The 14362-nt window shown below is 57.6% G+C and carries 13 protein-coding genes; 12 read left to right on the top strand and 1 reads right to left on the bottom strand.

All coding sequences use genetic code 11. The features are described from left to right. Window positions 1–398 precede the first annotated feature (398 nt). The 10 genes from HQL63_14010 to HQL63_13965 all read left to right on the top strand — a co-directional run bounded on the left by HQL63_14010 (window position 399) and on the right by HQL63_13965 (window position 9742). Window positions 399–1442 (top strand): KpsF/GutQ family sugar-phosphate isomerase, encoded by a 1044-nt coding sequence (locus HQL63_14010; protein MBF0177944.1) that lies wholly within the window; start codon window positions 399–401, stop codon window positions 1440–1442. A gap of 62 nt (window positions 1443–1504) precedes the next feature. Continuing rightward, on the top strand, window positions 1505–2008 hold the full coding sequence (locus HQL63_14005; GenBank protein ID MBF0177943.1) for an HAD-IIIA family hydrolase: 504 nt from the start codon (window positions 1505–1507) through the stop codon (window positions 2006–2008). 5 nt (window positions 2009–2013) lie between these two features. After that, window positions 2014–2856: an LPS export ABC transporter periplasmic protein LptC gene (gene lptC / locus HQL63_14000; protein MBF0177942.1), complete on the top strand. Its 843-nt coding sequence runs from the start codon at window positions 2014–2016 to the stop codon at window positions 2854–2856. A 2-nt stretch (window positions 2857–2858) separates the two neighbouring features. Further along, on the top strand, window positions 2859–3419 hold the full coding sequence (locus HQL63_13995) for an LptA/OstA family protein (GenBank protein MBF0177941.1): 561 nt from the start codon (window positions 2859–2861) through the stop codon (window positions 3417–3419). Then, entirely contained in the window at window positions 3412–4146 is a 735-nt protein-coding gene (gene lptB / locus HQL63_13990; GenBank protein MBF0177940.1) for an LPS export ABC transporter ATP-binding protein, read from the top strand. The genes HQL63_13995 and lptB overlap by 8 nt, the downstream gene beginning before the upstream one ends. A 97-nt stretch (window positions 4147–4243) precedes the next feature. Continuing rightward, the gene (locus tag HQL63_13985) at window positions 4244–5752 is read left to right on the top strand and encodes an RNA polymerase factor sigma-54 (protein ID MBF0177939.1); all 1509 of its coding nucleotides are present in this window, start codon (window positions 4244–4246) and stop codon (window positions 5750–5752) included. Window positions 5753–5778: 26 nt separating this feature from the next. Further along, window positions 5779–6234 (top strand): PTS sugar transporter subunit IIA, encoded by a 456-nt coding sequence (locus tag HQL63_13980; GenBank protein MBF0177938.1) that lies wholly within the window; start codon window positions 5779–5781, stop codon window positions 6232–6234. A gap of 2 nt (window positions 6235–6236) precedes the next feature. Further along, complete coding sequence (rapZ, locus tag HQL63_13975; protein MBF0177937.1) at window positions 6237–7124, top strand: RNase adapter RapZ; 888 nt, start codon at window positions 6237–6239, stop codon at window positions 7122–7124. A gap of 94 nt (window positions 7125–7218) precedes the next feature. Further along, window positions 7219–8382, top strand: coding sequence for a methionine adenosyltransferase (locus HQL63_13970; GenBank protein ID MBF0177936.1), 1164 nt, complete (start codon window positions 7219–7221; stop codon window positions 8380–8382). 28 nt (window positions 8383–8410) lie between these two features. Continuing rightward, entirely contained in the window at window positions 8411–9742 is a 1332-nt protein-coding gene (locus HQL63_13965) for an adenosylhomocysteinase (protein ID MBF0177935.1), read from the top strand. Between the two features lie 135 nt (window positions 9743–9877). On the opposite strand, the gene HQL63_13960 is transcribed toward HQL63_13965, so the two are convergent. Next, a complete protein-coding gene (locus HQL63_13960) occupies window positions 9878–12445 on the bottom strand; it encodes a CHASE domain-containing protein (protein ID MBF0177934.1) in 2568 nt (855 codons plus the stop codon). A gap of 260 nt (window positions 12446–12705) precedes the next feature. Between HQL63_13960 and HQL63_13955 the strand changes: the two genes are divergently transcribed. Beyond that, on the top strand, window positions 12706–13323 hold the full coding sequence (locus HQL63_13955) for a hypothetical protein (GenBank protein ID MBF0177933.1): 618 nt from the start codon (window positions 12706–12708) through the stop codon (window positions 13321–13323). Beyond that, entirely contained in the window at window positions 13292–14308 is a 1017-nt protein-coding gene (locus HQL63_13950) for an aminoglycoside phosphotransferase family protein (GenBank protein MBF0177932.1), read from the top strand. The genes HQL63_13955 and HQL63_13950 overlap by 32 nt, the downstream gene beginning before the upstream one ends. Window positions 14309–14362: the final 54 nt, after the last annotated feature.

The following is a 14362-nucleotide window of genomic DNA, read 5'->3' as shown; positions in this document are numbered from 1 at the left end:
ATACAAGCGTTCATTTTTCCTCGGATCCAAGATACAAGGGGGCTGGCTCCCTGGCAGGGCCTAAGACGGAGTCCTGGTGGGGTTCGGGGCGAAGCCCTAACAAAGGCTTTCATGTCCAAGCTTCTCTTGCAAGGGTGGTGAATAGTTACGTCGGTTTGCCACGATTCAGCGCCATCTGGACCCGACTTGTTGCCGGGTGGTGAATGGTGACGTTGGTTTGATCATTCCAGGGGCCGGTATCGATAACGGTGGTTTCTACGGGCCGGGTGTCTGTATAATGACACCACGCGCCCTTCCCGAGCCATAGCCGTGACATTATGCAAAACCGGGAAGTGGTTGTCGTGGAAATATGCGTCGGTCGGACGCATCCGCTTTTGTTCCAGGGAAGGAATGGACCCATGATCGAGGATCACCCTCCATGTAACCTCGTTCCTTCTGCGCCATGCGTGGTTGCGGAGGGGGATGGAGTGACGCCCGGGCTGACTATTTTGGCCCAGGCGCGGGAGACTTTGCGTCTGGAGGCTGAAGAGATTTTGGCTGCGGCTGGCCGTCTGGATGCGCGGTTTGAACGTTGTGTCGACATTCTCCATGGTTGCCAGGGACGTGTGGTGGTGACCGGCATGGGAAAATCGGGTCTGATCGGAAAAAAAATTGCTGCAACGTTGGCCAGCACCGGAACTCCGGCATTTTTCTTGCATCCTGCTGAAGGAAGCCATGGCGATGTAGGCATGTTGACCAACCGGGATGTTGTGCTGGTTTTGTCCAACAGCGGCGACACCTGGGAGGTGGTGGCTTTGTTGCCGGTGATCAAGCGGTTGGGTATTCCCCTGGTTGCGTTGGTAGGGCGTGCCGATGCCATTCTGGCGCGCGAGAGTGACTGTTTTTTGGATGTATCGGTGCGCCGGGAGGCCTGCCCGCTGAATCTGGCGCCCACCTCTTCCACCACGGTCGCCCTGGCGATGGGGGATGCGGTGGCGGTGGCCTTGCTGCAAAAGCGGGGTTTCGGACCCGAGCAGTTTGCCGAACGTCATCCGGGTGGGGCGTTGGGGAAGAGATTGTTGCTGCGGGTGGCGGATTTGATGCACCAGGGCGAACGGATTCCCCTGGTGGACGACCGGAGTACAGTGCGCGATGCCCTGTTCGAGATGACCACCAAAAGGTTTGGCATGACGGGGGTTCGTGATGGGCAGGGGGAGTTGTGTGGCATCATTACGGATGGGGATGTGCGGCGATGGTTGGAGCGTGATGCGCAGTTGCTGCAACGCCGGGCGGCAGAGATCATGACCCCGCAGCCCAGGTTTATCGGCTCCGGGGCGTTGGCGGTGGAGGCGGTCAAGATCATGGAAGAGAACAAGATTACCAGCCTGTTCGTGCGCGATGGTTCTGCTGGCTTGGTGGGTGTGATCCACCTCCACGACCTGTTGCAGGCAGGACTGATGTGAGCGGGCCGGCGGCATGGCCGGAGTCGTTGCGGGAGCGGGCGCGCCATATTCGCTTGGTGGTGATGGATGTGGACGGCGTTTTGACCGACGGCGGCATTTACTACATGGATTGTGAGGGGCTGGAAGCCAAGCGGTTCCATGCCCGGGATGGTTTGGGCATCAAGCTGTTGCTGGAGTCGGGATTGTTTGTAGGTTGGATCACGGCCCGCAGCTCCGAGTTGGTACGCAAGCGGGCCGGCGAGTTGGGTATCACCTTCCTGCACCAGGGGGCGATCGACAAGTGGGGTTGCCTGCAAAATCGCCTGCGTGAGATGGGCTTGGAGGCTGACCAGTGTGCCTACATGGGGGATGATCTCGTGGATCTGGGGGTGATGCAGCGCGTTGGCTTGGCTGCGGTTCCCGGAGACGCCCACCCCGAAGCGGTCCGGGCTGCCCATTGGGTGGCGCAGGCGGGCGGGGGACGGGGCGCGGTCCGCGAGTTGATCGATGGCATCCTACAGGTGCAGGGGCATTGGCCGACCATCATGGCCCGCCTGACCGGCTCGGGATCCGGGCAGGGAGGTTGACGGACATGTCTCAGCGTTATGTCAAATTTTTGTTTCTTGGGGTCTCTCTGGCCGTTGTCGGAGGGGTGGCTTGGCAGTTGACATCCCGGCAACTGTCCATGGATACCCCTCTGGCCCGGGTCTTGGGGCAGGAGGCGGGAGGCCCTGCGATGGGATCACGCACGGCAGGATCTTCCGAGACAGGATCTCAAGGGGTTGGTTCCCATGCGGCGGTGTCCGTGGCAGGATCTTCCGGGACAGGATCGCAAGGGGTTGGTTCCCAGGCAGCGGCATCTTTTGAAGCGGCTCCCCGCACGGAGGCGCTCTCTGCGGCTGGGAGTGCTGCGGCGCATGTTCGCACAGCGGCATCTCCACCGGATGGTTCCTCCGGGGTGGTGGCATCGGGTGTCTTGGTGACCCCGGGTGTGCATCACGAAGCTGTGGCAACGGGCCTCCGACTGGTCCAGGATGATGGGCAGCGCCAGAGGTGGACTCTGACTGCCGAGAGTGCCCAGAAACCGGATCGAGGTCGTACCCGTGCCGTCGAGCCCCGGTTGACCCTGTTTTTGGAACGTGGCAGCGTGCTTGAGGTTTCAGCCCATGAGGGGACGCTCGATCAGCAAAGTCGGGAGATGGCTTTCATGGGCGATGTGCATGCCACGGATGGCGGTGACCTGCACCTGACCACCTCCCTGTTACGTGTTGATCCGGCGCGGCATCTCCTGGAGACCGACCAACCCTTTCGTCTGGTTGGCAAGGGGTTCGAACTGACCGGCGTGGGTCTGGAGTTCAATCAGGATTTGCAGCAGGTCAAGGTGTTGCAGCGGGTCAAGGCGGTCATCCTTGACGGCTTTCGGGATTTGGTTTAGCCATGGCACGGACGCGATGGAACCTCTATCTTTTCCTGGCGTTGGTGGGCAGCATGCCCATCGGATCGACATGCGCCTTTGCCGCAAGCGCCAAACCAACTCAGCTTGAGATCACCTCGGATCGCCTTGAGATGGACGACAAGGGGCGTGTCGCGACATTTTCGGGCCACGTTTTGGCCGTGGAAGGGGAGATGCGTTTACGCGCCGATCAGATGCAGGTTCGTTATACCGCCCCGGCTGCCCAGGAGACCCAAAAGGTCAGGATTCAGGACGTTCAGGCGACCGGCCATGTTGTTTTGGATCAGGCCGATTATCATGGTACGGCGGATGTGGCCATTTATCGGATGGAGGCCCGTACCGTGGAGCTGCTTGGCCAGAGCGGCCATGCCGTCGTGCAGCAAGGGGGCAATCGTCTGGAGGGTGAGCGTATTCTGCTGTCTTTGACGGCTGATCGCCGCCTGGAGAAAGTGGTGGCGCGCGGCAACGGGAGCCGACAGGTCAAGGCGTTGTTGAACACACACTCCGTTGCACCCAAACCAGTGGCAGGTGGGTCGCATGAGTGAAACGGCGCATGGCCTGGAAGCCCGGGAGATAGGCAAGGGGTTTCGTGGCCGGATGGTGGTGAGCGGGGTCAACGTGCGGGTCTCTCCGGGAGAGGTGGTTGGCCTGCTTGGACCCAACGGCGCAGGCAAGACCACTACGTTTTACATGCTGGTTGGCCTGCTGGCGCCGGAGAAGGGGAGCATACGGTTGGATGGCCGGGATGTGACCCGCGAGCCCATGTACCGCCGGGCGCGGGCCGGCGTCTCCTATCTTCCCCAGGAGCCGTCGGTGTTTCGCAAGATGACGGTGCGGGATAATGTCCTGGCTATTTTGGAGACTTTGGCCATGTCACACCAGGAGCGCATCCAGAGGCTGGAGTCGTTGTTGGCTGAACTGGGTGTGGCGCATCTGAGCCGGACCTACGGTTATGCCCTGTCGGGCGGAGAGCGGCGCCGGGTGGAGGTCGCCCGGGCGTTGGCGATTCACCCGCGCTATATTTTGCTGGATGAACCTTTTGCCGGGGTGGACCCTCTGGCGGTCGGTGATATCCAATCCATCGTTCGCCAATTGAAGAGCAGAGGGATTGGCGTGTTGATCACCGACCACAATGTACGCGAAACGCTCGGAATCTGCGATCGTTCCTATATTCTTTCCGAGGGCCGTGTCCTGGCTGACGGCGTACCTGCCAAGGTGGTGGAGGATCCTCAGGTCCGCAAGCTGTATCTGGGTGAGGGGTTTCAGTTGTGAATGGCGCCGCTCGGAAGGGGTGGCGACTCGCGGGCAGGCTGTGTGGCGTGAACAGGGTGGAATTGGCATTCAACTTTTGCAGGCAGGGGTAAGATCCATGGCGCTGGGATTGGAACTGAAACTTCGGATGGGTTTGCAACTGGTGATGACGCCGCAGTTGCAGATGGCCATTCGGTTGTTGCAGATGTCCAGCATGGATCTGGCCGAGTATCTGCAAGAGGAGCTGGAGCGGAACCCTCTGCTGGAACGAGTTGAAGATGGCAGCGAGGAGGGGTTGGGCAGCGATGTCAACCTTGAAGGGGACAGGGGCCGGGACGACACCTCGGCAGAGATCCTTCCGAACGAGATGCTGTTGAACCGCCAGGATTCCGAGTCTTTGCTGGAGGGGTTGCCGGGTGAGGGCAAGGAGGGGCAACTGGAGGCGGATTTGCCTGTGGATGCCTCCTGGTCGGATATCTACGCCGATGCCCCCGCCTTTGAACACGAGCTCAACAACAGCAGCGAAGCGCCTCCCCTGGAAAACACCCTGGTCCGCTCGAAGACGTTGGCGGACCATCTCATGTGGCAGCTGGGGCTTTCGGCGGTTTCGGAGAAGGAGCAGGTCATTGGCACGGCTCTGGTGGATGCCATTGACGACAATGGCTATCTGGTCGGCGATCTCCAGGGGATCGCAGAGATCACCGGCTACTTGCTCGATGATGTCGAAGATGCCCTCATTCTGGTGCAATCCTTCGAACCGGCTGGGGTGGGCGCCCGCAACCTGGCGGAGTGTTTGCGTCTACAGCTCAAAAATTTGGGCATGGCTCATGCCCCCTACGTGGATCTGTTGGACCACCTGGATGATCTGGGGCGGCGGGATTTTCGCAAGCTGGCCCGGGTTTTGAAGCTGGATGAAAAAGAGCTGGCCGACGCTGTTTCGGTCATTCACTCCCTGAATCCCAAACCGGGTCTGGCCTTTGGCAGCGACAACGCCGGCTATGTGGCGCCGGATGTCTTCGTGCGCAAGATCAATGGGGAGTGGGTGGTGGAGGTCAATCCCGAGACCGTGCCCAAGTTGCGCCTCAACCGGTATTATCAGGAGGCCATGGATGGTCGCCTTTCGCCCCAGGACAAGCGATTTTTGGCCGAGAATGCCCGTTCTGCCCAGTGGTTGATCAAGAGTCTGGAGCAGCGCTCCAGCACCATCTTCCGGGTGGCCGAGAGCATTGTGCGTTTTCAGAAGGATTTTCTGGAGTATGGCCAGGAGCACCTCAAACCCCTGATCCTCAAGCATGTTGCCGAGGATGTCGGGGTGCATGAATCGACCACCTCGCGGGTGACCAGCAACAAGTACATGCACACCCCGCGGGGTATTTTTGAGTTGAAATATTTTTTCTCCTCCTCCCTGGCCTCGAACGATTCGGATGAGACCCACTCCTCGGAAGCGGTCAAATACAAGATTCGCAAGCTGGTGGAGAGTGAATCCTCCAGGCGTCCTTTTTCGGACGAAAAGATTGCCAAATATCTGGAGGAGCATGGTATTGTCGTTGCCCGGCGCACTGTGGCAAAATACCGGGAGGCCATGGGGATTCCCTCTTCGTCCCGGCGCAAGCAGATTTCCAACTGATTGGCCACGGGGCGGAGCGTACACGGATGTCCCTCTTTCTCAAAGAGACCCGCGTCATTCTTGAGTTGGCGGTGGCCGACAAAAATGGCGTCCTGTCCCAACTCGCCGAGGTGTTGGCTGCCGATATGACGGGGGTGAGGTCCAAACGTGTTCTGGAGATTTTGTGGGAGCGTGAAAAACTGGGCAGTACGGGTATCGGGCAAGGGATCGCCATTCCGCACGGGCGGGTGCCTGGTTTATCCGTCCCCATGGCGGCTTTGGCGCGCTCCCGGAACGGAGTGGAGTTCATGGCCCTGGATGGTCAACCCGTGCATCTGGTGATGGCGCTTCTGCTGCCGACCGAAGCGAGTGAGGCGCACCTGCAAATCCTGGCCGATATGTTTCGTTTATTGCGGCAGCCAAACTCCCGGCGTCGTCTGATGCTGGCGATGGATCGGGAGTCCTTGTATCAGGCCGCCGTGCTGGATCAAGATGGCCTGTGAGCATGCGCGATTCCATGATTTCCCGTATGGTTCTGGTCACTGGCCTTTCTGGAGCTGGACGATCCAGTGCCTTGAAATTTCTGGAAGATCTTGGCTTCAGTTGGGTGGACAATTTGCCCATGGTCAAGATTCCGCTTTATCTTGACTCCCTGACCCCGGACGAGCGGGAACGTTGCCTGAGGCTGGCTGTCGGGGTTCACATGCGCGACGACCAGGAGTGCCCGTTGCGGTTCGAGGCGTGTCTGGACCGTATCCGGCAGCGGGTGGAACGGTTGGAGACCCTTTTTCTGGAGTCCGATGTCAACGTGTTGATCAGCCGTTACCGGGAGACCCGGCGACGCCATCCGTTGGCCGTGAACTGCACTGTACAGGAGGCAGTGGCCCTTGATATAGAACGGTTGGGGGAGGTGCGAGCCCTGTCGGATCTGATCATCGACACCACATTTTTGACCGTGCCGCAGCTCAAGGATCGGTTGCACAATCTGTTTCAGATGACCACCGGTCCTGTGGATCCTTTGGTGTTCATCCGCTCGTTTGGTTTCAAGTATGGGAGCAACACCGATGCGGATATGGTGTTGGATGGCCGGTTTCTGGCCAATCCCCATTACGATGCACAGTTGCGCATGCTCACCGGCCTTGACGCGGAGGTGCGGAAATTTTTGGAAAAAGATGGCGAGGCCCTGGAGTTTCTGGCACGTCTGCAAAGTTTGTTCGACTATCTGTTGCCACGTTACGGCAAGGAGAAAAAACGTTACTTCACGGTGGATATCGGTTGTACCGGAGGTCGGCATCGTTCAGTCTATCTGGCGGATACCCTGGGCGAGCGGTTGCGGCAGAAGGGATACCGGGTTTTGGTGCGGCATCGGGATTTGCAAGGAGTGGGCCGATGACGAAACAGGGCTTGGTGTTCAGGTGTTGTTTGGCATCATACCACGGATGGAAAACCATGGCCTACGGGCCGATTTTTTGATGGAGACGACAAGCATGTCACGTAATTATCTGTTTACATCGGAGTCTGTATCCGAAGGTCACCCCGACAAGGTTGCAGACCAGATCTCCGATGCAGTTCTGGATGCCTGTCTGGCGGGTGATCCGCGCAGCCGGGTGGCTTGTGAAACCCTGATCACCACCGGGATGGTGGTGATTGCCGGGGAGATCACGACGCATGCGGTGGTGGACTATGCCGGGGCGGCGCGCAAGACCATTGCCGAGATCGGCTATGACTCCGCCGACAAGATGGGGTTCGACTACAAGACCTGTTCGGTTCAGGTCAGTCTGGACAAACAGTCCGCCGACATTGCCCAAGGTGTGGATCGTGTTGCGGAGTTGGACCAGGGGGCGGGTGACCAGGGGTTGATGTTTGGCTATGCCTGTGATGAAACGTCGGTTTTGATGCCGGCGCCCATCTACTATGCCCATCGCCTGATGGAAAAGCAGGCCGAGGTTCGCCGTTCGGGCCGGTTGCCCTGGCTGCGTCCGGATGCCAAATCCCAGGTGACCATCCGCTATGCCGACGGCAAGCCGCAGGCCATCGAGGCGGTGGTCGTCTCCACCCAGCATGGTCCGGAGATCGAACACGCCGAGCTGCGGGCGGCGGTGATCGAAGAGATCATCAAACCGACTCTGCCCGCATCCCTGGTCAAAGGGAACGTGGAATATTTTGTCAACCCGACCGGACGCTTCGTGATTGGCGGTCCCGTTGGCGACTGTGGTTTGACGGGACGCAAGATCATCGTAGACACTTACGGCGGCATGGGGCACCACGGGGGTGGCGCTTTTTCGGGCAAGGATCCCTCCAAGGTGGATCGTTCTTCGGCTTACATGGGGCGTTATCTGGCCAAAAACATTGTCGCCTCCGGCTTGGCGACCCGGTGTGAAATCCAGGTGGCCTATGCCATCGGCGTGGCCAAACCGGTCTCCATGATGGTGCAGACCTTTGGGACGGGCCGTCTTCCCGATGAACAGATCGAAAAGCTGGTGGGGCAGGTGTTTGATCTGCGTCCCCGGGCCATCATTCACCATTTGAATCTGTTGCGCCCCATTTATCGCAAGACGGCGGCCTACGGTCATTTTGGCCGTGAGGATCCGGATTTTACCTGGGAGCGCACCGACAAGGCCGAAGAGTTGAAAAAGGCTGCCGGCTTGTAAGAGGATTGACCACGGAAGGGAGTGTTTCATGAGCGGAGCAGCAGCCAAGAAGCTGGCGTCGGTAGCGGCGTCCGGTGATTTCAAGGTGGCGGACATCTCTCAGGCGGCCTGGGGTCGCCGGGAGATTGCCATTGCCGAAACGGAGATGCCCGGCCTGATGTCTGTGAGGGCCGAGTTCAAGGAGCGACAACCTCTGGCAGGGGCCCGAATTGTCGGGTGCCTGCACATGACCATTCAGACGGCGGTTTTGATCGAGACGTTGGTGGCTCTGGGCGCCGAGGTACGTTGGTCTTCCTGCAACATTTTTTCTACCCAGGATCATGCCGCAGCGGCCATTGCCGCCGCCGGGATACCGGTCTTTGCCTGGAAGGGGGAGAGCGAGGAGGAGTTTTGGTGGTGTATCGATCAAACCATCCATGGCCCCAACGGCTGGGTTCCCAACATGATTCTTGACGATGGGGGGGATGTGACTCTGGTGCTGCATCGGCCCGAGCACGCCGCGATCATCAAGCAGGTGCGGGGGCTTTCCGAGGAGACCACCACCGGCGTGCATCGGCTCTACGAGATGATGCAGAAAGGGACGCTTCAGGTTCCCGCCTTCAACGTCAACGATTCGGTGACCAAATCCAAGTTTGACAATCTGTATGGTTGTCGGGAGTCTTTGGTGGACGGTATCAAGCGGGCCACCGATGTCATGATCGCCGGCAAGATAGCCGTGGTTTGTGGTTATGGCGATGTGGGCAAGGGGTGCGCCCAATCCCTGCGCGGTCTGGGAGCCACGGTGTGGGTCACCGAGATTGACCCCATTTGTGCCTTGCAGGCCACCATGGAAGGTTATCGCGTGGTGACCATGGACGACGTTGCGGCCCAGGGGGATATTTTTGTCACCGCCACCGGCAACGTCGATATCATCACCCGGGCGCACATGGATCGGATGAAGAATCAGGCCATCGTGTGCAACATTGGCCATTTCGATTCCGAAATCGACATTGCCAGCGTTCGCAACCTGACCTGGGAAAATATCAAACCCCAGGTGGATCATGTCATCTTTCCCGATGGCAAGCGGATCATCATTCTGGCCGAAGGGCGTCTGGTCAACCTGGGGTGTGCCACGGGTCACCCCAGTTATGTGATGTCCAACTCTTTCACCAACCAGGTGTTGGCGCAGATTGAACTGTGGACCCATCCGGGCAAATATCCGGTTGGTGTTCACGTTCTGCCCAAGCATCTGGACGAAAGGGTGGCCCGGTTGCATCTGGACAAGCTGGGCGCCCGGTTGACCCGACTCAGCGACAAGCAGGCGCAGTACATCGGGGTTGCCAAGGATGGCCCCTACAAATCAGCCTGGTATCGGTATTAGCTGCAACAGGCTGCGAGGGCGAGAAGAGACGGGGGAGGGTCGTTGACCTCCCCCGTTTTGGCGTGGGGGTGAGGAGTCCCCTATGCGCGATGTCCACGGATGGTCGACATGATGAGCAAGGATCCGGTGATCCTGTCAAATGGCTTTATCGAGGGGCTCCTGAACGGTTGTTTTCTCTCCCTGGGCCGGGAACAGAATGTGAAATGTCGCCCCTTGGTTGGGCGCACTGACGCACTGGATGGTACCCTGTAGCGTCTGCGTGACCAGATTGTAAACGATATGCATGCCCAGACCGCTGCCACCTTGGCCGCGCTTGGTGGTAAAAAAGGGGTCAAAAACTTTTTTGACGGACTCTTCATCCATGCCTTCGCCATTGTCGGCATAGGTCAGTTTGATCTGTTCGTCCTGCTCTGTCACAGTGATGGTGATGGTTCCCGCTTCGATATTTTCGAAGGCATGGATCAATGAATTGTGGACCAGGTTGGTCAGAATTTGTGACAGGGCGCCCGGATGGTTATGGATCTCCAGTGTTTCTGGACATTGCACATGGATGGCATGCCGGGTTTTGCGCAGCTTGGGTGCAATACTCAGTAAAATATCTTGTATGTAGTTGTGAACGTTGAATTTTCTCTTATCCTGACTGGCCTGGTCAACGGCGACCATTTTAAAACTCTGCACTAAATCTCCGGCTCTTTGCAGATTCAGGATGATGATGCGCAGCCCCTCTTCCAGATCGGACAGAAACTGGCCGAGCTGGGTTCGCTTGATCTGGTTGGCCTGGTAGGCGCGCAACATGGTCTGTGTGGCCTCGTTCAGGTAGGTTGTGACGGTAAAACTGGAACCGACGGGCGTTTTGATTTCATGGGCCACGCCGGCGACCAATCCTCCCAGTGCGGCCATTTTTTCCGACTGGATCACTCTCTCCTGGGTTCTTTTCAATGCCACAAGGGAGCTGTGCAACTCACTTGTGCGCTCCAGGACACGCCTTTCCAGATCCTGGTTCAACAATCTGATGGCATCTTCAGACCTCTTGCGTTGGATCAGGGCGGCCAGGGCATTGCCGATGCCATGCAGCAGACTCTCTTCTTCCACATTCCGCACATGGCCATCATCCAGGTAGAGCGTCAACACCCCAAGCGGCTCCTCCCCGGAGAGCAGGGGGACGACATAATGACCATGCGGCATCATATCCGGGTGGGAGATATCATGTTGGTCATCGACGTGGGCAACAAAGAGGATTTTATCTGGTTTCTGGATGGCCCGGCCACAGAGGCAGCGACCGAAGGGAACCGTGGCGCAAAGATCTGCCAGCACCGCACCCAATCCGCGCTGGGCAACCAGGCGCAGTGCGCTGCCGGCTGCATCGACTAAAAATATGCCACCCTTGGATTGGTTGAAGAGCCAGGGAATGGTCAAAAACTCACCCAGAGCCAGGTCCAACTGCTCTTCCAGTGAGATTTCCTGGTACGTGATCAGGTGGATTTTGTTGATGACATTTTTATATGTCATGTAACGTTCTTGGTGAATAACCGACTGAATTTTTTTTCTGGAATTGTGTGCCGTAATCAAGGTTGCGAGGAGACCGAATCCAAATAGAATCCAGGCCAGCGTCATCTCGTTTTCCGAGTTGATGAGAGTGGCCTTTTGATCCATGCCTGCCCTGAACAACCAGATGCGGTCGGTTATTTGTAAATGTTTTTTGACTTCATGGGGCAAGTTGCCCGTTTTTTTAAGATTATCCAGGGATGATATGTTTTTGTGGTGAAAAAGGCGAGATCTGTGAAAATATAATAGTCGATCATCACTCGGCGCTGTCTCATCGATCAACTCAAAATGAATGCCTCTTGGTATCAGATTGCTGATCAAATGCTCGATCCATCCTCCAATATTGTATGCGGCCATGACAAAACCAGCCAATTCGGTTGTGCGATGTGTTGGTGTTGCAGCCGACGGACCCTGTCGAAAGAGAGGTTTGATAAAAAATATGGATACTGAACCTTTTTTTTGTGCGTAAAGAAAAATTTTACCACTGACCTGAACTTTTTCGCTGTCCCAGGCCTGTTGCATGATCTTCCACAGGTCAAGGTTTGTTCCCAAATCCACTCCCTGCGGAAGCAGTTCGGCATCCACAAGGCTCTCCAGGTAATGGAGGGGAAAATAGGATGTCCTGGTTGCAGCGGGTATTTTGTTGTGTCTCTCCTCCCAGGAAGTGATGAGGAAGCCTGGTATCTCTGTGCGGGCCTGGGTTTCAAATTGCACCCGCTCCTGGTCACGGACATGTGGAACCCAGGCTATGAATTGCAGACCATCTTGCCGCATCGATAAATGTTGGCAAAATTTCTTGAATACAGCCTGATTCAAGGGAGTGGCCAATTCGATGATATTGCCCACATCGTTGAGCAGATGAAGTGCTTCATCATTGGCGCCATGATGGATCACCTTCGACAATTCAATGGATGCCCAACGAAAATTTTCCCGGTTGTTCAGGTTGATGTAGTGATAAGCCAATATGGGTGCGCTGCACGAAATCATGAAACCCACGGTCAACACAATCCACGGGGTGATTTTTTTGGACGACATGTCGAATGTTCTGGATAATTTGTTTTCGATCATGGGGTTCCAGGTGTTCTCAGAGAGGATCTTGTTTTTTGCCTGCATGTCGATGACATGGGTCAATGTCCATGGATCGGGGGTGGATTGCAAGGATTTTGTCTTTGACAATGCGCCCGGACCTTGCCAACATGCGCCCGCTGGTGCAAGTTTATGTCATAACAATTTGATGTGACTTGAGATTTATGCAACGATTCACCACCCGGCCACGCATCGGGGTCCAGGGGGCTGGCTCCCTGGCTTAGTCCAGGGCAGCGCCCTGGTGGGGTTCGGGGCGAAGCCCTGACCAAGGCTTTCATGTCCAGGCTTTTCTGGAAGGGGTGCTGAACGGTTACCATGGAACAGGATCGGGCATGTACATCGGCATTGATTTTGACAACACCCTGGTGGATTACGACCATTTGTTTGCCGCTGCCGCAAGGGTGCGTGGGTGGCTGAGGGATACCGATGCCTATCCTGGCAAGCCTGCCTTGCGCGATGCCCTGCGCGCCCGTCCCGAGGGGGAGGATCATTGGCAGGAGATGCAAGTCGAAGTCTATGCCCACAACATGGCGCGGGCGCGTTTGGCTGAGGGCGCGGAACGGTTCATTCGTTTGTGCCGTTCACGGGGCGTACCGGTCTGCATCATCAGTCACAAGACCCGTTTTGCGGCACGGGATCCCCACCGGACCGATTTGCGTCAGGCGGCGTGGCATTGGATGGAGGCGCAGGGGTTTTTTGCCGATACCGGTTTGGGGTTTTGTGGGGAGGATATTGATTTTGTCTCCACGCGCGGGGCCAAGCTGACCCGTCTGGCCGAGCGGGGATGTACGCATTTCATCGATGATTTGGCCGAGGTATTGTCCGACCCGAATTTTCCTCGCGCCACCCAGGGGATTTTGTATTGTCCAGTGGGAGCTCTCCCGGAGGTCTCCTCCTGGCCCAGCATGCGGAGTTGGCATGACATCATGCACCACATGTTCAACTGTTGAGGCCATCCGCCTGGCTTCGGCCTTGTTGGGGGAGCCGGTGGAGCTGGCTTTGCCGGTTGCGGGGGGGGGCAACAACCGTTTGTTCCGTGTTCAGGGGCGTGCGCAAAAGAGTTATGCCCTGAAATTTTATCCTCGGCAGGAGCAGGATCCCCGTGATCGGCTGGGGCAGGAGTTTGCGTTTCTGCGTTTTCTCCATCAGCAGGGGGTGACCGGTGTTCCCGCTGCCTTGGCCATGGATCCAAAAAACGGTTGTGCGCTGTATGATTGGATCGATGGGGTCATGATCCAGGCGCCGGGCGCCGGAGAGATGGAGGCCATGCTGCACTTTTTGGAGAGGTTGCATGTCTGGCGGCATGTTCCCGCCGCGCAACAGTTGGTGGCAGCGTCGGACAGTTGTTTTTCGCCTCAGGCTGCGGTTTCCCAGTTGGGGCATCGTTTGGCGCGGTGCCGGGAGGTCGCGGCAACCGAACCGGCTCTGCAAACGTTTTTGGATGAGGAATTTACCCCGGTTTCGCGCCAGGTGTTGTTGTTGGCGCGCCAGATTCCGGGCTATGCGCAACCCCTGCCGCTGTCGGCCCGCACGTTGAGTCCCTCGGATTTTGGTTGGCACAATGCTTTGCGGCGCGCCGATGGGGAGGTCATTTTCCTTGATTTTGAGTATGCCGGTTGGGACGATCCGGTCAAGCTGGTGGCCGATGTCCTTTGGCATCCGGGCATGGATTTGCCGGAGAGTCTTGCCAGGCAGTTTTTAGAGGGTGCCAAAAAGATTTACGACACCAGCGGAGCGGGGGGATTTGGTCGGAGATTCGACCGTTTGCAACCTGTTTTTGGTCTCATCTGGTGTTTGATCCTGCTGAACGAATTTCTGCCCGAACGTTGGCAGCGCCGGGTATTGGCCGGGCGCACGGATGCGCGGGAGGAGGTGCTGGCCCGGCAGTTGAGCAGGGCGCGGCAGCGGCTGGAGAGGATTTTGGATAAATCCTGAGTAACTATTCACCACCCGGCCACGAATCGGGGTCCAGGGGGCTGGCTCCCTGGC

The sequence above is a fragment of the Magnetococcales bacterium genome, from assembly GCA_015231175.1.
In the GTDB taxonomy this organism is placed as follows: Bacteria; Pseudomonadota; Magnetococcia; order Magnetococcales; family DC0425bin3; genus HA3dbin3.
This window is presented reverse-complemented; position numbering and strand designations above follow the sequence as displayed.

Coding starts and splice junctions, on each gene's coding strand:
- HQL63_14005 (MBF0177943.1), top strand. CDS start 1,505: ATGGATGTGGACGGCGTTTTGACCGACGGCGGCATTTACTACATGGAT.
- HQL63_14010 (MBF0177944.1), top strand. CDS start 399: ATGATCGAGGATCACCCTCCATGTAACCTCGTTCCTTCTGCGCCATGC.
- HQL63_13955 (MBF0177933.1), top strand. CDS start 12,706: ATGTACATCGGCATTGATTTTGACAACACCCTGGTGGATTACGACCAT.
- lptC (MBF0177942.1), top strand. CDS start 2,014: ATGTCTCAGCGTTATGTCAAATTTTTGTTTCTTGGGGTCTCTCTGGCC.
- HQL63_13995 (MBF0177941.1), top strand. CDS start 2,859: ATGGCACGGACGCGATGGAACCTCTATCTTTTCCTGGCGTTGGTGGGC.
- HQL63_13970 (MBF0177936.1), top strand. CDS start 7,219: ATGTCACGTAATTATCTGTTTACATCGGAGTCTGTATCCGAAGGTCAC.
- HQL63_13980 (MBF0177938.1), top strand. CDS start 5,779: ATGTCCCTCTTTCTCAAAGAGACCCGCGTCATTCTTGAGTTGGCGGTG.
- HQL63_13950 (MBF0177932.1), top strand. CDS start 13,292: ATGACATCATGCACCACATGTTCAACTGTTGAGGCCATCCGCCTGGCT.
- HQL63_13965 (MBF0177935.1), top strand. CDS start 8,411: ATGAGCGGAGCAGCAGCCAAGAAGCTGGCGTCGGTAGCGGCGTCCGGT.
- lptB (MBF0177940.1), top strand. CDS start 3,412: ATGAGTGAAACGGCGCATGGCCTGGAAGCCCGGGAGATAGGCAAGGGG.
- HQL63_13985 (MBF0177939.1), top strand. CDS start 4,244: ATGGCGCTGGGATTGGAACTGAAACTTCGGATGGGTTTGCAACTGGTG.
- rapZ (MBF0177937.1), top strand. CDS start 6,237: ATGCGCGATTCCATGATTTCCCGTATGGTTCTGGTCACTGGCCTTTCT.